Below are 18,360 nucleotides of genomic sequence, written 5' to 3'. Positions count from 1 at the left end.
AAGGCAACTCTGCCACTGTCACCGGCAGTTGTCGCAGCCGATCATCGATTCCATGACCGCAGAGAACACCACGAACGTCGCCGGAATCCCGCCACTGCCCGACACCGCCCTCACGCGCCGCGCACTCGCCCTGGTGCGCGACACGGAGTCCACCCCGACGGCCAACCACAGTGTCCGCAGCGCGCTGTTCGCCCGCCTGCGCGCCGACCACCAGGGCGCGGAGGCGGGGCGCGACTACGATCCCGAACTCCTGTTCCTGGCCTGCGTGCTGCACGACATCGGCCTGACACAGGCGGGTGACCGCCATCAGCGGTTCGAGGTGGACGGCGCCGACACGGCCGCGGAGTTCCTCACCGAGCAGGGCCTGCCCGCCGCCGGTGTCGACATGGTGTGGGAGGCCATCGCCTTCCACACGACGGCGGGCATCGCCGAACGCCGCGGCACCCTGTGCGCCCTCGTGCACCAGGGGACCGGCATGGACTTCGGCTGGGACACGGACTGCGTCGACGACGCGACCGGCGCCGCGATCCACGCCGCCTATCCACGGCTGTCCATGGCCACCACCCTGACCGACGAGATCGTCGCCCAGGTACGGCGGCGCCCGGAGAAGGCCCCGCCCTTCTCACTCCCCTCCGAACTGCTGCGGGAGAGGTCCGTGCCGCCCCACAGGACCCGCATGGAGACCATGGCCGACGCCGCGCGCTGGGGCAACTGACCATGACCACCTACGGAATCCTGCTGTTCGACACCGCGCAGGAACTCGACTTCGCCGGTCCCTGGGAGGTGTTCACCACCTCCTCCCGGCTACGGGACGACATGGACGACGTCGTGCTCGTCGCCGAACGTTCCGGGCCCGTACGGTGCTCCCAGGGCATGCGGGTGCTGCCGGACCACACCCTCGACGACCACCCGCCCCTGGACGTCGTCCTCGTCCCCGGCGGCTCCGGCGCCCGGGAGGTCGAGCCGCACAACGCGCGGCTCACCGGCTGGCTCGCCGGCACCGCCGCGCACGCCGTGTGGACGGTCGGCGTCTGCACCGGGGCCTTCCTGCTGCACGCCGCGGGCCCGGCCCGCTCCCGCCGGGTCGCCACGCACCGGCAGTACGAGCAGGCACTGGAGGAGCGCGGTGACGTCACCGTCGTGCGGGACGCGCGCTATGTCGTCGACGGCGACCTGCTCACCAGCCAGGGTGTCTCCGCGGGCATCGACTGCGCCCTGTGGCTCGTCGGCCGGCTGCACGGGCGCGCCCACGCGCGTGCCGTGCGTCAAGCCCTCCAGTACGACCCGGCACCGCCGTACCTGGCGGACGAGCCCCTCGCTTGGTCTCGCCAGGGCCCGTGAGCACGGCTGAAGGCCTCCGAGGCGGAGGCCACGGTGTGGTCCGGCGCCGCGGCGGGTTGGCCATCCCGGCGTGCAGCGCGGGGTCGGGGCGACTGTCTCGGTTCCGGGCAGCGCGTGCCCCGGCCTCGGCGAGCGAGGCCGGCAGGCGATCCGGCAGGATGGTCGCATGCCTCACACGCCGATACGCCCCGCACAGCCCTTCGACGAGCAGCGGATCGCCCAGGCCCTCAACGGTTTCATCGAAGGCTCAGGACACTGGGGGCCCGGCACGTTCGCCGGATTCACCGAGGTCGGCGGCTACTTGACCGGGAGCCGCGAGGAGGCGCCCGCGCGGTACCGGGGCTGGAACTGGTACCGGTTCATCGGCCGGTGCGGCGCCGTGGCCCTGCGGGCGAGCTCTTTCCCCGTGCCGGACCATCTGCGCGCGGTCCAACTGGCGATGCTGGAGGTATGGGCGGAGACTCCCTTCGCCGACCCGGAGGTTCGCGCCCGGATGCGTACGGGCGTCGTCGAACTCGCCGACCGGGACACGTATGCCGCTCGGACCCGCGAGGGTGCGGTGGTCGCTCTGCACGGGCTCGGCACCGGCCGGGACGGGCAGCGCTTCGTCGAGTTGCGCACGGGGGCCGCACAGCCGCCGGCGCCAGGCCGGATCACGGCCACCGAACCGGTGCACGCGGCCGGTTGGGACACCCCTGACCGACTGCGGGGCCTCGCGGACCTCGTACGGCAGAAGGGCCCCGCGCCCTGGGACCGCGCGGCGGCCGCGGTGCTCGCCAAGCGGACCGGGCTGAGCCGGGCCGGCGCCGCGCTGCTGCTCGCCGGGATACCCGATGTGAAGTACGGGTACCGGGGCCTCGACGCCGAGGCCCGCAAAGTGATGGGACTCAAGCAGTCCGAAGCCGAGGCCGGTGAGCGGGAGTTGGCGGCCCTGAGCGTGGCCGAGCGCCTCGACCTGCTGGCCGACGTGCTGCCCGAGGACCCCGAGCAGCTGTGGCTCGACGGTGGGCAGTCGGCGCTCGCCGAGCGGATCGCCGAGGCCTGGCGCAGGCAACAGGGCGTACGCCCCGCGGTGCCCGAGCCGACGCTCGCCGTCGCCGCCGAGCACAGTGATGTGCGGATGGCCCCGGCAGCCGTGTGCGCCGTGTTCGCCGATCCCGCGCGCGAGCCCCGGCTGACCCGGGACCCCGACACCCGGCTGCGGATGAACAGCATCAGCGGCGGTGGCTGGGAGGGTGAGGAGGGCTTCCGTTTCGCGGAGCTGCTCGCCGTGGTGTGCGACGCCGTCGACTGGGTGTACGCCGAGCTTCCCGAAGGAGATCCCGTACGCCGGGGTGTCCCGGAGACCGTACGGCTGCTGCGGGAACGCCTGGCCCACCCGGAGCTGCTGCTCTCCGCCCGTGGCCGCAGCCTGCGGGGCCACACCGTGGCGAGCCTCCTGCCGAGTTTCCCCGACGCCCTGCCCCACGTGGACGCCGCCGAGCCGCTCGCCCGTCCCACGCTGGACGACGGCCTGGTCGTCGTGTCCGAGGCGGGGTTCGACCGGCGTGGTGAGCGCGAGGCGCCCGGCGTGTACTTCCGGCCCGGCCGCTACGGTGCCGACGAGCGCTCGCGGCGCCTGGAGGCCTTGGTCGACGTGGCGGACTCGCGTCTGGCGCTGGTCCGCCGGCTGCGCGGGCCCGAAGTCGAACGGATCGTGCAGCGCATCACCGAGGGAGCGCTGCCGCCGGGCGGCTACGAGGCCGATCCGCGGCTGTCCGCACCCGCGGTGGTCGAGGAGGCGGCCGCCACCACCGGTCTGGACACGGACGCCGCCACCCTGTACCTGCAACTGCTCGCCCTGCCCATGCCCACCGACCGCCGTGTGCGCCGCTTCAACCGGTGGACTCCCGCGCACCACAAGGCCGTCGCGGCCGCACTCGTCGAGGCCGGTCTGGTGGTCGCCGACCGCAGGGCCCGGGCCGGGCGGGGGGTGTTCCTGCCCGGCGACTGGGCGGGCGGGGACCGGTTCTTCCCTCCGATGGAGACCTGGAAGGCCGGGCTGCTCGGGGTCCGGGTCATCGGGCGCAAGGTGTACTCCCGGCCCGTCGGCGGCCCCCTGCCCGAACTCTTCGCCCGGGCCTGGCGGACGCGTCCCCACTGAGCGTGGCGGCACTCCGCGCGACGGCCCGACGCCCACGCTCGCCGCACGGACGTGGGCACGGCGGGCCTCACGGTCGAGCGGGTCACGCCTGGTCCGGGACGGTCGGGGCGGCGGGCTCGGGGACGGTCGCGGTCGGGGCGTACTGGGCCGCCTGGGCGTCGAACATGGCGGCGTACCGGCCTCGGGCGGCGATGAGTTCGGCGTGGGTGCCGTGCTCGGCGAGGCGGCCTTCGTCGAGCACGTAGATGTGGTCGGCGTGGCGGACGCCGGACATGCGGTGCGTGACGAGCACGACGGCTCGGTTCGGCGCGGCGAGGCGGCGGATGCGGTTGAAGGCTTCGATCTCGGCCTGGGGGTCGAGGGCGGAGGTCGGCTCGTCGACGATGAGGACGCCGTCCGCCGGCGATGTCGAACTGCGCCAGTGCGTGCGGGCCAGGCCGACCTTCTGCCATTCGCCGCCGGACAGTTCGATGGCGCCGCGGAACATGCGGGCCAGCAGGCTGCGCAGGCCGTCGGGGAGTTTGGCGATGACGGGTCCGGCGACGGCGTAGTCGACCGAGGGCGCGAGGTCCTCATCCGTCGCGGGGTGGTCGGGGCGGCCGAGGCGGATGTTCATCGCGGCGGTGACGGGCCAGCGCTGGAAGTCCTGGGTGAGCAGGGAGACGCGCCGGAAGACCTGGGCGCGGTCGAGGCCGGTGAGGTCCGCATCGCCCCAGCGCAGCGTGCCGGAGGCGGGCAGCAGCATGCCGGAGAGGATCTTCATCAGGGTGCTCTTGCCGGAGCCGTTCTCGCCCACCACGGCGGTGACCGACCCCATCGGCAGGGTCAGGGACACCTCGTCCAGGGCGGCGGTGTCCCGGTCGGGGTAGCGGTAGGTGACCTGGTCCAGAACGATCTCCGTGACGCGTTCGGGTACGGGCGCCCCGCCGGCGGGCGGCGTCCGCTGTTCGGCTTCGGTGAGGAAGCGCCTGTGATCGCGGACGTAGAGGCTCTCCTCGTGGAGCTGGTTGATGTTCATGACCAGTGTGCCCAGGCTCGCCGAACCGGTGCGCACGGCGATGACGGCGGTCCCGGCCACGGCGAGGCTCATGTGCCCGGTCATGATCAGCCAGAACATGGCTCCGTAGGTCGCGGCCATCCCCAGGCCGGACAGCGCGGAGGCGACCCATTCGGTGAGGGCCTTGCTGGAGGCGAGGCGTTCCTGCTCGGCTTCGGCGCTCTCGGCCATGCGTTCGTAGCGGCTGAGGAGGAAGGGGCCGACGGCGTGGAGGCGGACCTCCTGCGCGGCGGTGCGTTCGGTGAGCAGGCTGCCGATCAGGCGGCTGGCCCGTACGTGCTCGATCCAGCTCATCACCGACACGTACCGCTCCTGGGCCACGCGCATGGCGCCCCAGCCGCGCGGGGCGGCGATGAGGATCAGCATGGGCAGGAGGGCGGGGTGCAGCACGGCGAGGACACCGGCGGTGGTGACCAGGGAGATGAGGCCGTTCAGCGCGGCGACGCAGGAGCTGATCATACGGCGGGCCGAAGCGGGGCCGTGCTGGGCGATGTCCACGAGGCGCCGGAAGTCGGGGTCGTCGATGGCTTCCAGTTCGACTTTGGCCGCTGCGGCGAGGTACTGGGTGGTGGCGATCCGCTCCACCTTGGGTTCCAGCCGTCCGGCGCGGGAGGTGGACCAGGCGGAGAGGGCTGAGTTGACGACAGCGATGGCGGCGGCGGCCAGGAGGCCGGGCAGCAGGGAGTGCAGCCGGTCGGCGGCGCTGCCGCTGCCGGCGAGAAGAGCGTGCATGACCGCGTTGACGGCGAGCAGCCCGGCGGCGGCGGCGATGCCCTGGCCGATCTCGCTGGCCCCGACCGAGAGCAGGGCACGGCGGTCGGCCTGCCAGGCGATACGCAACGTGGTGCCGACGAGCGCGGGCATGGAGCGCAGCGCGGACATCATCGTCAGGTCCAGGGCCGCGTGCTCGTGCTGGGACCAGCCCATGTCGTAGCGCAGGGGGCCGCCGAACAGCTCGTGTTCGGCGTCGGAAACCTGCGGTTCGGCCATGGTGACCGGTCCGAAGAACCTCTTCATCGGGCGCCTCCCGCAGGCCGGTTGACGGCCCGATAGGACGGGCCGTGAATGAGCGTCTGGAAGATCGTGACGGTGGAGGGGTGGTAGTCCGGCGACGGTCTGTCGATGGGCACCCAGAAAGGACCGTGGTGCTGGTGCTGGTGCTGGTGCTGGTGCTGGTGCTGGTGCGGCTCGGCGTTGTGCGGCTCGCCGCCCCAGGACCCGGCCACGAACGCGGCGGTGACCCGGTCCGGGCCACCGGCGGGAGCGTGGTGGTGGATGAGGCCGCGGAAATCCTGCTGGTCAGCGCTGACGAGGACCCCCGCCTCCTCCAGCGCTTCGCGCCGCGCCGCGTGATCGAGTGGCTCGCCGGCCTCCAGACGGCCTCCCAGGACCGTGAGTTGACCCGGCGCGAGGGCGGCGTCCGGCCTGCGGCGCACGCACAGGGCGGCGCCGTCGGGGCGGAGCAGGACCTGGGCGACGTCGACGATCAGCAGGTGAGGCGCATGCTTCACAGAAGCCACAGAAGCCCTCCCCGCGACCGGCGGCTGTGCATGGTGCGCCGGCCTGGCGCGGTCACGAGGGCGTCGCCGTGCCGAGGGCCGTAGGTGAGGGCGTCGCTGTGCCGGAGCCTGTAGGTGAGGGCGCGCTCGCGTCGTCTGAGGCGTCGGGCGGCGTCGTCGAGGCAGAGCGACGAGCTGTACGTCATCTCGCCCTGGCCCGCTCGGGGCAGCAGCCGGGAGAGGTGGACCAGCGGCACGAAAGACATCGCCGCGATCGGCACGGCGTGGTCGGGGCCCCCGCGCACGCGGTCCACCGCGATGCGGCGGTCCACACGTGCGCGCGCGACTGCCGCCCCGGCGAGGTGGCGGATGCGCTCGGGGAGTGGGAAACCAGGCTCAGGGGCGTTGTCTCCGCCCCAGGCGTCGCGGGCACTGATCCCGCTCACGACGCGATCAGCACGCTCGGCAAGATCGGTGCCGCCGCCACCCTGGCTGATCACACCGACCTCCCCCGTACCGGCCCTTCTCCCATGGAGCCCCGGCCGCAGAGCGGGGTAAGGCCCGAGCGCCGGCCCGGCGGCGGGACAGACCGTCGGGCAGCACACGTGCCGGCACACATGTCAGGTACAGGTACAGCCATGCCCAGGCGGAGCCCCGGAGGAACGTCACCTCGGTGTGAATCCTGGCCCGCCCGCGGAGGACGAAGGGTGGCGCGTCACGGTCGACGCCCGGCTCGCTGGACGTCTCCGGCGCTGGATGGCGGAGGTGAGCGGCCGTCGGCGACGGTCACCGGAAGGTCCCGGGCCCGGGGGCGGAGGACGTTCGGGCCGGGGTGGCGGACTCGCCGACGCCGACGACGCGGGGCAGGGCGCCCGAGGTGTACGAGGCGGTGGGTCGGCCGGGGCCCGCCCGGCCGGTCACGGGCCGCCTGCCGCGAGATGGGCGGGGGCTCGGTCCGCGGATCTCAGGAGTGGGGTACGACGGCCACGGGGCAGGGCGCGTGGTGCAGGACGGCGTGCGCGACGGAGCCGATGCGGCTGCCGACCGGGGAGCGGCGGGCCCGTCGGCCGACGACGACGAGGCGCGCGTCGGCAGCCGCCGCGAGCAGCACCTGTCCGCCACTGCCGAGCTCGACGTGCTCGATCACCGGCACGTCGGGGAAGCGGTCACGCCACGGCGCGAGAGCCTCCCGCAACGCCTTCGTCTCGTACTGCACCAGCCCGCCCGCCTCGTCCACCAGGGCCAGCGAGCCCGGACTGTAGGCGAAGACGGGCGGCAGGCTCCACGCCCGGACCGCGCGCACGGCGGCACCTCGCGCCGCGGCTGCCCGGAAGGCGAAGCCCAGCACCTCGGCACTGTCTTCCGCGGACCCGTGCTGCCCCACGAGCACGTCACCGCCGTCCGGCAGGGCTCCGTCCCGCGGGACACGGACGGAGACGACGGGGCAGGCGGCCGCGGCGATCACCTGCTGTCCGTAGGAGCCCAGCAGGAAGCCCAGGAGGGCTCCGTGTCCCCGTGAGCCCAGGACCAGCGTCTCGGCGCGCTCGGCCTCGCCCAGGAGGGCGGCCACGGCGGTGTCCGACACCATGTCCGAGGTGGGTCGCAGATCCGGATGACGGTCCGCCGCGCGCGCCTCGGCCTCCCGCAGGATGGCGCGCGCGAATTTCGCCTGCTCCTCCGGGGCCTGCACGACGGGCACGTCGAGGGGCTGCCAGAGCCAGGCGTGCACCACACGCAGCGGTGCTCCTCGGAGCGCGGCCTCGTCGGCGGCCCAGTCGACAGCCGCGAGGCTTTCGGGAGAGCCGTCCACTCCTACGGTGATCGCGGGGGTCATCGCTTGCCTTCCTCAACGGTTCCACGGTTCCACGGGGCGGAGCGCCGACGTGTGGGCCGCTGCTCCGTGGACTCATCATGGCCCGGTCGGCCGGGGCGGGGGAGGGCCGACCGGCCCTTTCGCCGGGTCCGTTCGGCGCCGTGGCGAGCCCGGTCGCACCTGATCGGACGGCGCCGGTCCGGCTGGGCTGCCCCGAGAGGGAGGTGCCCTCGGCCGAGTTCCGGTCGAAGTCCGCCTCAGTCGCCGGAGGCCTTCGTCCTGCGCGGCACCGTGGGAGTACTCGCAGCCCGGGCCTCGGCCTTGGCATCGCTCACCGCGGCGGCGGCTTGCTTCGTGGCCTCGTCGACGGCCGCGGCGGCGTCAGGTGAGAGGGACGAGTCCGCCTCGACCCCGGGAGTCCCGCCTGTGTCCGTACTCCGTTCGGAACTCGCACCGCTCGTCTCCTCGGGGCGCGGGGGTGTGGGAAGCCCCATCGCCGAGTGATCGCCGAACGCGGTGGTGACGGTGCGGACCGCCTCGGTCAGCTCTCCCGGGATCACCCAGAACGTGTTGTTGTCGCTCTTCGCCAAGTGGGGGAGTGTCTCCAGGTACTTGTAGGCCAGTATCTTCGGGTCGGCGTTGTTGCGGTGGACGGCCTGGAAGACGCGCTCCACCGCTTTCGCCTCACCGTCCGCCCGAAGGATCATGGCCTGTTGGGTGCCCTGTGCTTCCAGGATGTCCTTCTGTTTCGTGCCTTCCGCGGTGAGGATCTTGGCCTGCCGTTCCCCTTCGGCGTGCAGGATGGCCGCGCGTTTGTCGCGCTCGGCCCGCATCTGCTTTTCCATGGCCTCTTTGATGGTGTGGGGCGGATCGATGGCCTTGATCTCGACGCGGTTGACCCGGATTCCCCACTTGCCCGTGGCGTCGTCGAGGACCGAGCGGAGCTGGGCGTTGATCACCTCACGCGAGGTGAGTGTTCCCTCCAGGTCCATGCTGCCGATGACGTTCCGCAGTGTGGTCACCGTGAGCTGGTCGATCGCCTGGAGGTAATCGGCGACCTCGTAGGCCGCCGCCCGTGGGTCAGTGACCTGGTAGTAGAGCACGGTGTCGATGTTCACCACCAAGTTGTCCTCGGTGATCACCGGCTTCGGGTCGGATGAGTACACCTGCTCGCGTACATCGAGTTTGGTGTTGATTCGGTCCGCCACCGGCAGGACGAAGTTCAGTCCGGGTTGCAGCGTCCGACGGAATCGGCCGAAGCGCTCGACGTTGTAGCGGCGCGCTTGCGGGACGATACGCACAGTGGAGGCCACGAGGAAGACGACGGCTATGACCGCCACGAGAATCAGGATGAGTGCCGTTTCCACGTTTCCTCCATCACTCGGAGACCAGTTGTTCATGGAAGGAGTTCGCGGGGATAGACGATGGCTGTGGCGCCGTCGATCTCCATGACGTCCACCAGGCCGCCCACCGGGATCACGTGGCTCTCGTCCAGGGCGCGGGCAGACCATTCCTCGCCGGACAGTTTGATCAGACCTCGGGTGGCGGTGACCTCCTGCAGGACCTCGGCCCGCTTGCCGATCAACGCGTCGCTCCCCTCGCGGGTGAGAGGAGGCTGCGTCATATGCCGGAGAGCGATCGGGCGGATGATCACCAGGCCCGCTGCTCCGGTCGCCGCGAGAGCCACGAGCTGGCCGAGAAGTCCGACACCCGCACCGGCGACCACGGCGGCCACCAGCGCGGCGCCCGCCAGCAGTCCGAAGACCAGCGTCAGGGTGAAGAACTCCACGACGCCGAGCGCCGCGGCGGTGAGCAGCCATACGAACCACGGCATCGGACGGCCTCCCTCAGCGGGACTCTGCTTACAAGCTACCTTTCGGAAGACCGACAGAACAGTGCTATACCGCCTGATCAGATGACATGCCTACTGCCACGGACCGCGCCTTCGACCCCACCCGCGGCGGGAGGGACGCCCCCGGAGCGGGCCGGGCGGACAAGTTTCGGGCGCATGGCCGGTTTCAGACCAGACGTGCCCCTTACAGCGCCGTGTGTACCCTGAAGACACGGAGTCCCCAGCCGCTGGCTGCTCCTCCCGCATGCTCGGGAAGAAGTACGGGCCCCGCGCCGAGTTGTGAAGCGCACTGGCTCCAAGTGCTGCGCCGGCACCGTGAGGCAACCGACCCCTTGGACGCGCCACGACAGCGCGCGACAGACGCAATCCCCCCTACCCCCCCCCGAGCCGATTCCGTGTGCGACGTGTCCTTGTGACACGTCGGCGTGCGAGCCGACGTTCGGGAAATGAGGCTTGATGCCCCCCGCTCCTCGTCCCATGCCCCCCGCTCCTCGCCCCCCGACGATCGCCTGCCCCCGCTCCGCTCGCGGACGGCAGGACCGAGGATGACCACTGACACGACACAACGCGCGAGTGACACCGTCGCACCGGCCCGGGAACACCGCGCGGGCAGTGACTTCTCTCGTCTGTCCAAGCAGGTCAAGGACGCCGGACTGATGCGGCGCCGCCCCTTCTACTACGGCGTGCGCATGGCCCTGGTGACCGCTGTCTACGGGCTCGGCTGGCTGGCCTTCCTGAAGATCGGCGACAGCTGGTGGACGCTGCTCGCCGCCGTGTTCCTCGCCGCGGTCTTCGGGCAGGTCGCGCTCATCGCCCACGACGTCGGCCACCGCCAGGTGTTCCGCCGCAGCCGATCGAGCGCGTTGATCGGGCGGCTCGCCGCCAACATGGGGATCGGCATGGGGTACGGCTGGTGGCAGGACAAGCACTCCCGCCACCACGCGAACCCCAACCACGAAGAGCTCGACCCCGACGTGGCCCCCGACATCCTGGTCTGGAGTCAGGCCCAGGCCCGCAAGGCCACCGGCCTGCCCCGCCTGCTCGGCAAGGCGCAGGCCTACCTGTTCTTCCCGCTGCTGACGCTGGAGGGCTTCAACCTGCACGTCGCGGGGGTGCGGGCGCTGGCGGACCGCTCCCTCAAGCAGCGTCGGATCGAAGGCGGCCTCCTCGTCGCACACTTCGCTCTGTACCTCGGCGCGCTGTTCCTCGTGCTGTCCCCGGGCAAGGCCGTGGTGTTCCTCGTGGTGCACCAGTGCCTCTTCGGGGTCTACCTGGGAGCCATCTTCGCCCCGAACCACAAGGGGATGCCGACGCTCACCGGTGGCGACCGGCCCGACTTCCTGCGCCGACAGGTCCTCACGTCCCGCAACGTGCGCGGGAACTGGTTCACGGACGTGGTGCTCGGCGGACTGAACTACCAGATCGAGCACCACCTGTTCCCGAGCATGCCTTCGCCGAACCTGCGCAAGGCGCAACACGTCGTACGCCGTTACTGCGACACCCTGGGCGTGACGTATCTCCAGACCTCGCTCATCGCCTCCTACGGACAGGCGCTCAGAAGCCTGCACCAGGCGGGCAGCCCGCTGCGACAGCAGTCCCAGCGCGTCTGACACCAGTGACCCCGTGAGGGCGTGGGCGAAAGCTCTCGCAGAAGTGGCGTGGTCCTCGAACCGGTCCGCACCCCCGTCAGGGCCTAGCTGAGGCCGGGTTCCGGCTCATGGAGGGTGATCGCCCCGGAGGGGCAGAGGCCGGCGGCCATCCGCGCGGCCGCGCGGTCAGCGCCGGTCGGCTCAGGGGCCAGCAGGAGTACGAGGCCGTCGTCGGGGTCCTGGTCGAACACCTCGGGGGCGGTCATGGCGCACATGCCGGCGCCGATGCAGCGACCCCGGTCGGCGGACAGCAGGGGCGCGCTCACTTCGTGTCCCAGGTGACCGGCAGGCTCTTGACGCCGAAGATGTCCGCGGCCTCCGGGCGCAGACCGACCTCGTCGGCCGGTACGGCCAGGCGCAGCGTGGGGAAGCGGTCGATCAACGCGCGGAACGCGACCCGCATCTCGACGCGGGCGAGCTGCTGCCCCAGGCACTGGTGGATGCCGTGGCTGAAGGCGAGGTGTCCGGCGGCCTGTCGGCGTATGTCGAGCGTGTGGGGTTCGGTGAAGCGCTCGGGGTCGCGGTTGGCGGTGTTGTACGAGAGGACGACCGTCGTGCCGGCCTCGATGGTCTGGCCGCCCAGCTCGACGTCCTCCAGCGCCGTCCTGTGGAACGTCTTCGCGACGCTCAGATACCGCAGCAGCTCCTCCACGGCGCCGTCGGTGAGCGCGGGATCGGCCCGCAGCGCCGCCAACTGCTCCGGGTGCCGCAGCAGCGCGAAGGCGCCGAGGGACAGCATGTTCGCCGTCGTGTCGAAGCCGGCCGCCAGGAGGATCAGGCTGATCCCCTTCAGCTCCTCGTCGGTCAGGTCGCTGTCGGTGAGTTCGCTGAGCACGTCGTCGGTGGGGTTCGCCCGCTTGGCGGCCACCAGTCGCGCGAGGTACTCCTGGGTCGCGGTGTAGGCCGCGATCAGCTCTTCGTCGCTGACCTCCCCGCCCATGAACGAGTCGATCTGCTCCTGGAAGGACGCCCGGTCCTCATAGGGCACACCCAGGATCTCGCAGATGACGATGGTGGGGATGGGCTTGGCGAACGCCGTCACCAGGTCGGTCGGCGGCCCGCTCTTCTCCATGGCGTCCAGGCAGTCGGCGGTGATCTGCTCGATCCGCTCGGTGAGCATCCGCATCCGCCGCACGGTGAACTTCCCCACCAGGGGCTTCCGGTAGCGGCTGTGCTCCGGGTCGTCCATGAGGAGGAACTCGCCGGGTGGCGCCGGCGGAAGCTCGAAGTCGACGACGTTCATGAGGTCCTTGCGCGAGCTGAACCGCGGATCTGCCAGCACCGATCGCACCATGTCGTACCCGGTGACCAGCCAGCCGGGTTTGCCGCCCGGGTGGGTGTAGCGGCTGATGGGCCCCTGCCGACGGGCGTCGAGCAGCTCGGCCGGCGGGTCGAAGGGGCAGCCGCTGCGGCGCTCCGTCGGCAGGGCCGTGACGGTGTGGACGGACTCGCTCATGAACAGTCCTCATCTCGCGATATGACGTGTTTGGAACTGCTCGAAAGCTACGTTGCGTTCATGTCATCGTCAATCGCTGAAACCCGTAACTACAGCTCACGGGCGCTAAATTGATGCAATGGTGTGCATCCGAATGCAACGGAGCGTTGCGATGGGGGGGCGGTGAAGGCAATACTGGCTCCATGCCCGGAGGACGGTTGAGCCAGCAGGAGCGCCAGCGCATCGGGGCCGGACTTGCCGACGGCCTCTCCTACGCCGAGATCGCCCGCCGACTGGAGCGTCCGACCTCGACGATCAGCCGGGAGGTGACACGTAACGGCGGCCCCGGCGGATACCGGCCCCACCAGGCGCACCAGGTGGCGGTGGAGCGGGCGCGGCGCGGCACACCGGCACACCTCCACGCGGACCGGCCGTCGCACGGCACGACGGAGGACGAGATGGTCGAGCTGGCGGTCAGGTCGGGGATGCCGAGGATGACGGCGCGTGTGCACGTCGACCTGCTGATGGCCGAGGACGGCAGGCGCACCGCGGCCGAGCTGGTCCGCAGGCTGAAGGTCAGTCCGGCCTCCGTCTCCGTAGCCGTCAACTTCCTGGTCCGGCACGGGTACGTACGGCGCGAACGCGATCCGCAGCGGCGGCGCGACGTCTACGTCGTCGACGACGAGGCCTGGTACCACTCGATCGCGATCAGCGCGCGGCAGACACTCGAATCGGCGCGGGCCGCGATGGCGGCGGCCGAGACGCTCGGCCCCGACACGCCGGTGGGACAGCGGCTCCTCAAGGCAGGCACGTTCCTGGAGCGGGTCATCGAGGACATGAGGGAATCCGCCGACCGCTGGCGCGACCTCCTGACGTGACATGACCTGATATGACATGCCATGGGGCGGCGATCCCCCTTGCGTGCCCCCCGTCGGTGTTCCGTGTCCCCGTCGGCGCGCGCTCGGTCCCGATCGGGCCACCGACGCCATCGCGTCCAGCGACAGCGCGGCGAGTCCGGTCACGGCCGTCAGCCGGTGCCGGGCACCGGGGTCAGGGGGCTCCCCGGCATCGGGTACGGCGTTCTTCTCCGTGGTCAGGGTGGTCATGCGGGCGGCCGACGACGCCACCACCGTCGGCGCTCTGCTGCTCCTGAAGGCATTCGCCTCCGGCTGCTCGGCGCTGACCGGCGTCGAGGCGATGGCGAACGCGGTGCCGTCCTTCCGCGCCCCGGCCGCCCGGCGGGCGATGCGCGCCGAGGTGGCGCTGGGCGCGCTGCTCGGTGTGATGCTGATCGGCCTGTCGGTGCTGATTTCCCGCTTCGGTCTCCAGCCGGTGGCGGGCATGACCGTTCTCGCCCAGCTCGCCGACGCCTCCTTCGGCCACAACGGGGCTTTCTACGTGGTCCAGTTCGCGACCGTGGTGCTGTTGGCCCTGTCGGCGAACACGTCCTTCGGCGGCCTGCCGGTCCTGCTGAAGCTGCTGGCCCGCGACAACCACGTACCGCATGTCTTCGGCCTGAAGGCCGACCGTCAGGTGCACCGGCACGGGGTCGTCTGGCTGGCGCTCGTGTCGGCCGGCCTGCTGGTGCTCTCCGGCGGTGACACGAACACGCTCGTGCCGCTCTTCGCGATCGGCGTCTTCGTCGGCTTCACCATCGCCCAGACCGGCATGGTGCTGCACTGGCGCCGGCGACGTGGTCCTCGCTGGGTCGGCAAGGCCCTGCTCAATGGCTTCGGGGCCGTGCTGACGGGTGTCTCGGCCGTCGTGGTCACCGCCACCAAGTTCCACGACGGGGCCTGGCTGATCGTGATCGCGCTGCCCCTGCTCGTCGTCTCCTACGAGACGGTCCACCGGGCCTACGGCCGCATCGGCGAGCGCCTCGGGGTCGGGCGGGTCCCCGAACCGCCGCGTCACGCCCCTTCCCTGGTCCTCGTGCCCGTTTCGTCGCTGACCCGGCTGACCAGCGAAGCCCTGACCACCGCCGTTTCGCTGGGCGACGAGGTCCGGGCGGTGACCGTCTGCCACCCCGACCCCGAGGGCCGGGCCCAGACCGAGGCCCTGGAGCGCGACTGGGCGCTGTGGAATCCGGGCGTCGAGCTCGTACGGCTCTCCGCGGAGTGGCGCTCGTTGGGGCGCCCGATCACCGCGTACGTCCGTGAACGCGCCGCCTCCGCGCCCGGCACCCGGATCACCGTGCTCCTCCCGGAGGCCGAGCCCGACAGGCTGTGGCAGCGGCTCCTGCAGAACCAGCGGGGCGCTGTCGTCGCCCACGCCGTCCGCAGGGACACGGACGCGGTGATCTGCCGGCTCCGCATGCGCCTCTGAACACCCCGGCCGAAGAGGAAGCAGCGTCCACCGGGAAGGGCCGGACGATGCGGAGCCGCGGTCAGGGGCGGTAGATCAGCTCGATCAGGACTGCCGAGATGAGCAGCCAAGCCCCGACGCCGAGCACCCATACGCTGGACAGGGCGACGCCGAGCGCGCTGAGGAGCACGGCCGCGACGGCCAGCGAGAACGACGTCGCACGCATGCGGCTGTCGGCGAGTGAACGCTGCGTGTTCCGGCTCATGGGGTGACGGTATGCCGGTGCGCCGTGTCCAGACGGTCCGCGCCCGCTTTCTTCACGCTCCATTGACGGCACGCCGTCGCCGTCCCGGGCATCACCGGCACACCGGTCGGTGGTGCGCGGCATGCAGGGCCTACCCCTCCGCAGGGGAGGTGAAGGGCCTGCCGCGCATGAGGCCGCTCATCTGGTCGGTCACCGATCCGATGCCGCGCATGATTTCCAGGGCGGTCCGGGCCCCTCGGCGATCTGTGGCACCAGGGCCGCCATGTCGGAGGCGAAGGCGCCGGGCTTGGCCCAGGGACGCCCTGATGTGTGGTCCGAACCGGGCGCGGCATCGCGGCGGAGGACGGTCCAGTTGTTCGCCCAGGTGTCCGTCGCGGACCACCGCCAACCCGCCGACCCGGGTGGTGATGCCACCGGGCCCGCCTCGGACCGAAGCGAGCACACAGACCGGTCGACCGAGCCTGCCGCCCCGCTCCACCTCGATCGCGACCGCCCGTGCCCCTTCCCTGTCGAGCAGGTGGGCGGCCAGGCAGCCGGTGCTGTCGGCGACGGCCGCGGGGCTGCCGCCCCGGCCGTCGCGCCGCACGTACGCACCGACCACTGTGACATCCGGCCACGACATCGACGGCCTTCGACGCTCGGCGAGCCGGCAACCGCGAACAGTGTTCCGCCGATGGCCGGACTGGCGGCACCCTGACCGGGCCTGGTCGCATCCGCCGGCCGAACGCGTCCCGGAGCGTACCGTCCCGCCTCAGCCGGCGCCGTCCCGCACCGGATAGTGGATGACGACCACACCGCCGGTGGCGTAGTGGGCGACATCGGCGGCCAGCCGTCTGCCGTGCGGCGACGCCTGCGCCGCGGCCAAGGCGGCGGCGTCGGCGAAGTCGCCTTCGAAGGCCGCGAAATACGGCGATTCCCCCTCGGTCGCCGCCACGTCGAAGCTGTAGCGCCACGCAAGCAGGCCGGGCCAGTCCATGACCAGTGGGAGGTGCCTGGCCACGTAATAGTCGCGGAAGTGGTCAGGGTCGGTGGGCTCGGGGTACAGGACCAGCAACCTATGCATGGCGGCCTCCGTCCAGAGAGGCGTCGGCGGGCCGAGTGCGTGCGGTGTTGTCCGGGACCGCGGTCGATCGGATCGTCATATGCGCAGGCTAGGGCCCGACTTGGGCGCGAGGGAAAGACCGATGCGGGATAGGCTCAGAGCGGATCGCTATCAATCGGCGGGGAGGGCGCATGGCGCCGGATACGGTCAGCCTGCGGTACTTCCTGGTGCTGGCAGAGGAGTTGAACTTCACCCGCGCCGCCGCCCGAATCGGTATCGCGCAGCCCGCGCTCAGCGCCCGGATCCGCCGACTGGAGAAGGAACTCGGTAGCGCCCTGCTGGTGCGGGACACGCGGAGCGTCGCATTGACCACGGCCGGTGCGGCTTTGGCGGAGACCGCGCCGCCTGCGCTCGCGGCGCTGGACCGGGCATGGGACACCGCCCGGCGGGCGGGGGGCGGCGAAGTGGGCACGCTCCGCGTCGGATACAGCATCAGCACCGGGGCCGAGACGGTTCCGGCCCTGGTGGACAAGCTGATGTACAGCGGTCCCGGACTTGAGGTCAGTGCGGTCCCGATGGCGACGCCCGAGATCTCCCCCGCGGTCGCCGACGGCCGCATCGACGCCGGGGTCACCCGCGGTGAACAACCGGGCCGTGGCGTACGCCGGTACCTGCTGCGGCGTGCGCGGATCGGCGTTCAATTGGCGCAGCACCATCCGTTGGCGGAACACCTGGAGATCGAGATCGCCGCCGCGACCGCGTATCCGTTGCGACTCCCCGACCGTGCGGCCAACCCCGTGGTCCACGACCAGTTGGCCGCGCTGTTCCGCGACGTCCGGCCACAGCCCCGTTTTCAGACGCCCACCGTCTCTTTCGACATGTCGCAGCGCGACCTGCGCGACGGGCTCACCCTCGCCCCGGCCGGCGAGGCCGCCGCCACGGCGCCACCGCCCGGCATCACCTGGCGACCCCTGCACGGGGCACCCGGCCTGACGGTCCACCTGGTCCTTCCGCACGAACAGTCATCACTGCACCGCCGCGTCCGTGCCGTCGCCAAAACCGTGGCGAACGAGATGAACTGGCTGTCGGAGTAGGGATGTCGAACTGAGACAGTCGGACTCGGCCGTCGGACTGCGGTGGCTCGGCACCGGCCAGGGCTCCGGATCACCATGACCGGCACCCGCTTCGGTGGGGTGAAGGGCTGCGGCCGTGCTCCGCTGCCCGCCCGCCCCGGAGCCGCCGAACGTGCTCGCGAAGTCGGGGGGGAGTCAACCTGAGTCCGGGTCGTCGACCGGGGCGATGGAAAGTGCTTGACGTCAACCAGAGTTGAGGTTGGAACCTGGCGCCATGCATGCCACGTCACCGGCCTCCAGCCGGTCGCACTCCCCGACCTCGCCCGTCCGGACGCGGGCCTCGTCCTGGCGTCGCTATGGCACACCGGAGGGCCCGAACAGCAGCGGAAGGTCATGTCCGGCGTCATGGACGCCTGGGAGAAGGCCCGGCTGCCGGCCGCATACCTCGCGCGGCACTGTCTGGCGGGGGCCGACGGCCGGACCATCCTCAACTTCGCCCAGTGGACGAGTCCCTCGGCACACCGGGCCTTCACCGCCGACCCTCGCCACCAGCAGACGCTCGGCAGTGCCGTCCAGGCGCTGTACTCGGCTGATCCGCCGGGCCGTTTCCTGCCCCACCGCTTCGCGGAGCGCCACGGCGCGGCCGCCCGCTGCTTCACCGCGACGTGGCACGACACCGAGGGCGAGGGGAGGGCCCGCTCGCTCGCCGATGCGTTGGCCGAGCGCGCCCCCGCCGCCACGGCGTCCTCGGCCGCGGTGGCGGAGTACTTCTACGCCGGCGAGGCCGGACGGCAGCTCCTCGTGCTCACCGGGTTCCAGGACGAACCCAGCGGTGCCGGCCCGTGGTTCCGTCCGTTCCGCGGGCTGGTGCGGCCGGCGCGCTGAGA

17 protein-coding genes and 1 pseudogene are annotated in these 18,360 nt (G+C 71.6%); 8 read left to right on the top strand and 10 right to left on the bottom strand.

Going from position 1 to position 18,360, the window contains the following annotated elements; all coding sequences use genetic code 11:
* Positions 1-52: 52 nt before the first annotated feature.
* From DCW30_RS03650 to DCW30_RS03640, 3 genes are all read left to right on the top strand, one after another.
* Positions 53-715: an HD domain-containing protein gene (locus DCW30_RS03650; RefSeq protein WP_062777985.1), complete on the top strand. Its 663-nt coding sequence runs from the start codon at positions 53-55 to the stop codon at positions 713-715.
* A gap of 2 nt (positions 716-717) precedes the next feature.
* Positions 718-1,341: a DJ-1/PfpI family protein gene (locus DCW30_RS03645; RefSeq protein ID WP_076682469.1), complete on the top strand. Its 624-nt coding sequence runs from the start codon at positions 718-720 to the stop codon at positions 1,339-1,341.
* A gap of 166 nt (positions 1,342-1,507) precedes the next feature.
* Positions 1,508-3,484, top strand: coding sequence for a hypothetical protein (locus DCW30_RS03640; RefSeq protein WP_119271178.1), 1,977 nt, complete (start codon positions 1,508-1,510; stop codon positions 3,482-3,484).
* A gap of 82 nt (positions 3,485-3,566) precedes the next feature.
* On the opposite strand, the gene DCW30_RS03635 is transcribed toward DCW30_RS03640, so the two are convergent.
* The 6 genes from DCW30_RS03635 to DCW30_RS03610 form a co-directional block, all read right to left on the bottom strand.
* Complete coding sequence (locus tag DCW30_RS03635) at positions 3,567-5,558, bottom strand: ABC transporter ATP-binding protein (RefSeq protein ID WP_076682463.1); 1,992 nt, start codon at positions 5,556-5,558, stop codon at positions 3,567-3,569.
* Complete coding sequence (locus DCW30_RS03630; RefSeq protein ID WP_079249843.1) at positions 5,555-6,052, bottom strand: NUDIX domain-containing protein; 498 nt, start codon at positions 6,050-6,052, stop codon at positions 5,555-5,557. The genes DCW30_RS03635 and DCW30_RS03630 overlap by 4 nt, the downstream gene beginning before the upstream one ends.
* Positions 6,049-6,540, bottom strand: a complete 492-nt coding sequence (locus tag DCW30_RS03625; RefSeq protein ID WP_076682461.1) for a hypothetical protein — start codon at positions 6,538-6,540, stop codon at positions 6,049-6,051. The genes DCW30_RS03630 and DCW30_RS03625 overlap by 4 nt, the downstream gene beginning before the upstream one ends.
* Before the next feature lie 464 nt (positions 6,541-7,004).
* Positions 7,005-7,874: a universal stress protein gene (locus DCW30_RS03620; protein WP_076682459.1), complete on the bottom strand. Its 870-nt coding sequence runs from the start codon at positions 7,872-7,874 to the stop codon at positions 7,005-7,007.
* Positions 7,875-8,110: 236 nt separating this feature from the next.
* Positions 8,111-9,220, bottom strand: coding sequence for an SPFH domain-containing protein (locus tag DCW30_RS03615; RefSeq protein ID WP_076682458.1), 1,110 nt, complete (start codon positions 9,218-9,220; stop codon positions 8,111-8,113).
* A 29-nt stretch (positions 9,221-9,249) separates the two neighbouring features.
* The gene (locus DCW30_RS03610) at positions 9,250-9,687 is read right to left on the bottom strand and encodes an NfeD family protein (protein ID WP_076682456.1); all 438 of its coding nucleotides are present in this window, start codon (positions 9,685-9,687) and stop codon (positions 9,250-9,252) included.
* 563 nt (positions 9,688-10,250) lie between these two features.
* Between DCW30_RS03610 and DCW30_RS03605 the strand changes: the two genes are divergently transcribed.
* Positions 10,251-11,315 (top strand): fatty acid desaturase family protein, encoded by a 1,065-nt coding sequence (locus DCW30_RS03605; protein WP_076682454.1) that lies wholly within the window; start codon positions 10,251-10,253, stop codon positions 11,313-11,315.
* An 83-nt stretch (positions 11,316-11,398) separates the two neighbouring features.
* Here DCW30_RS03605 and DCW30_RS03600 read toward each other — a convergent pair whose 3' ends face one another.
* The gene (locus DCW30_RS03600; protein ID WP_076682452.1) at positions 11,399-11,620 is read right to left on the bottom strand and encodes a ferredoxin; all 222 of its coding nucleotides are present in this window, start codon (positions 11,618-11,620) and stop codon (positions 11,399-11,401) included.
* Positions 11,617-12,810 carry a cytochrome P450 gene (locus tag DCW30_RS03595; RefSeq protein ID WP_076682450.1) on the bottom strand — a complete coding sequence of 398 codons (1,194 nt, stop codon included), beginning with the start codon at positions 12,808-12,810 and terminating at the stop codon, positions 11,617-11,619. The genes DCW30_RS03600 and DCW30_RS03595 overlap by 4 nt, the downstream gene beginning before the upstream one ends.
* A 182-nt stretch (positions 12,811-12,992) precedes the next feature.
* Here DCW30_RS03595 and DCW30_RS03590 point away from each other — a divergent pair, with 182 nt between their 5' ends.
* Both DCW30_RS03590 and DCW30_RS03585 read left to right on the top strand, forming a co-directional pair.
* Positions 12,993-13,667 carry a GbsR/MarR family transcriptional regulator gene (locus DCW30_RS03590; RefSeq protein WP_076682448.1) on the top strand — a complete coding sequence of 225 codons (675 nt, stop codon included), beginning with the start codon at positions 12,993-12,995 and terminating at the stop codon, positions 13,665-13,667.
* Between the two features lie 235 nt (positions 13,668-13,902).
* Positions 13,903-15,114, top strand: a pseudogene (locus DCW30_RS03585) (amino acid permease); the annotation flags it as partial.
* Between the two features lie 61 nt (positions 15,115-15,175).
* Here DCW30_RS03585 and DCW30_RS03580 read toward each other — a convergent pair.
* A complete protein-coding gene (locus DCW30_RS03580) occupies positions 15,176-15,358 on the bottom strand; it encodes a hypothetical protein (RefSeq protein ID WP_062777700.1) in 183 nt (60 codons plus the stop codon).
* Between the two features lie 751 nt (positions 15,359-16,109).
* On the bottom strand, positions 16,110-16,421 hold the full coding sequence (locus tag DCW30_RS03570) for an EthD family reductase (protein WP_076682446.1): 312 nt from the start codon (positions 16,419-16,421) through the stop codon (positions 16,110-16,112).
* Between the two features lie 170 nt (positions 16,422-16,591).
* Here DCW30_RS03570 and DCW30_RS03565 point away from each other — a divergent pair, with 170 nt between their 5' ends.
* Both DCW30_RS03565 and DCW30_RS03560 read left to right on the top strand, forming a co-directional pair.
* On the top strand, positions 16,592-17,494 hold the full coding sequence (locus DCW30_RS03565; protein ID WP_076682444.1) for a LysR family transcriptional regulator: 903 nt from the start codon (positions 16,592-16,594) through the stop codon (positions 17,492-17,494).
* Between the two features lie 216 nt (positions 17,495-17,710).
* Positions 17,711-18,358, top strand: a complete 648-nt coding sequence (locus DCW30_RS03560) for a hypothetical protein (protein ID WP_123985566.1) — start codon at positions 17,711-17,713, stop codon at positions 18,356-18,358.
* Positions 18,359-18,360 lie beyond the last annotated feature (2 nt).

This window comes from Streptomyces alfalfae, from assembly GCF_004127445.1.
GTDB lineage: Bacteria > Actinomycetota > Actinomycetes > Streptomycetales > Streptomycetaceae > Streptomyces > Streptomyces alfalfae.
Note: the sequence above shows the minus strand (reverse complement) of the source record. Positions and strands in the feature narration are given on the sequence as shown.

What these genes read in the sequence shown, in the direction of transcription:
- DCW30_RS03650 (WP_062777985.1), top strand. Translation starts at nt 53, where the DNA reads ATGACCGCAGAGAACACCACGAACGTCGCCGGAATCCCGCCACTGCCC.
- DCW30_RS03645 (WP_076682469.1), top strand. Translation starts at nt 718, where the DNA reads ATGACCACCTACGGAATCCTGCTGTTCGACACCGCGCAGGAACTCGAC.
- DCW30_RS03640 (WP_119271178.1), top strand. Translation starts at nt 1,508, where the DNA reads ATGCCTCACACGCCGATACGCCCCGCACAGCCCTTCGACGAGCAGCGG.
- DCW30_RS03635 (WP_076682463.1), bottom strand. Translation starts at nt 5,558, where the DNA reads ATGAAGAGGTTCTTCGGACCGGTCACCATGGCCGAACCGCAGGTTTCC.
- DCW30_RS03620 (WP_076682459.1), bottom strand. Translation starts at nt 7,874, where the DNA reads ATGACCCCCGCGATCACCGTAGGAGTGGACGGCTCTCCCGAAAGCCTC.
- DCW30_RS03610 (WP_076682456.1), bottom strand. Translation starts at nt 9,687, where the DNA reads ATGCCGTGGTTCGTATGGCTGCTCACCGCCGCGGCGCTCGGCGTCGTG.
- DCW30_RS03605 (WP_076682454.1), top strand. Translation starts at nt 10,251, where the DNA reads ATGACCACTGACACGACACAACGCGCGAGTGACACCGTCGCACCGGCC.
- DCW30_RS03595 (WP_076682450.1), bottom strand. Translation starts at nt 12,810, where the DNA reads ATGAGCGAGTCCGTCCACACCGTCACGGCCCTGCCGACGGAGCGCCGC.
- DCW30_RS03590 (WP_076682448.1), top strand. Translation starts at nt 12,993, where the DNA reads ATGCCCGGAGGACGGTTGAGCCAGCAGGAGCGCCAGCGCATCGGGGCC.
- DCW30_RS03580 (WP_062777700.1), bottom strand. Translation starts at nt 15,358, where the DNA reads ATGAGCCGGAACACGCAGCGTTCACTCGCCGACAGCCGCATGCGTGCG.
- DCW30_RS03570 (WP_076682446.1), bottom strand. Translation starts at nt 16,421, where the DNA reads ATGCATAGGTTGCTGGTCCTGTACCCCGAGCCCACCGACCCTGACCAC.
- DCW30_RS03565 (WP_076682444.1), top strand. Translation starts at nt 16,592, where the DNA reads ATGGCGCCGGATACGGTCAGCCTGCGGTACTTCCTGGTGCTGGCAGAG.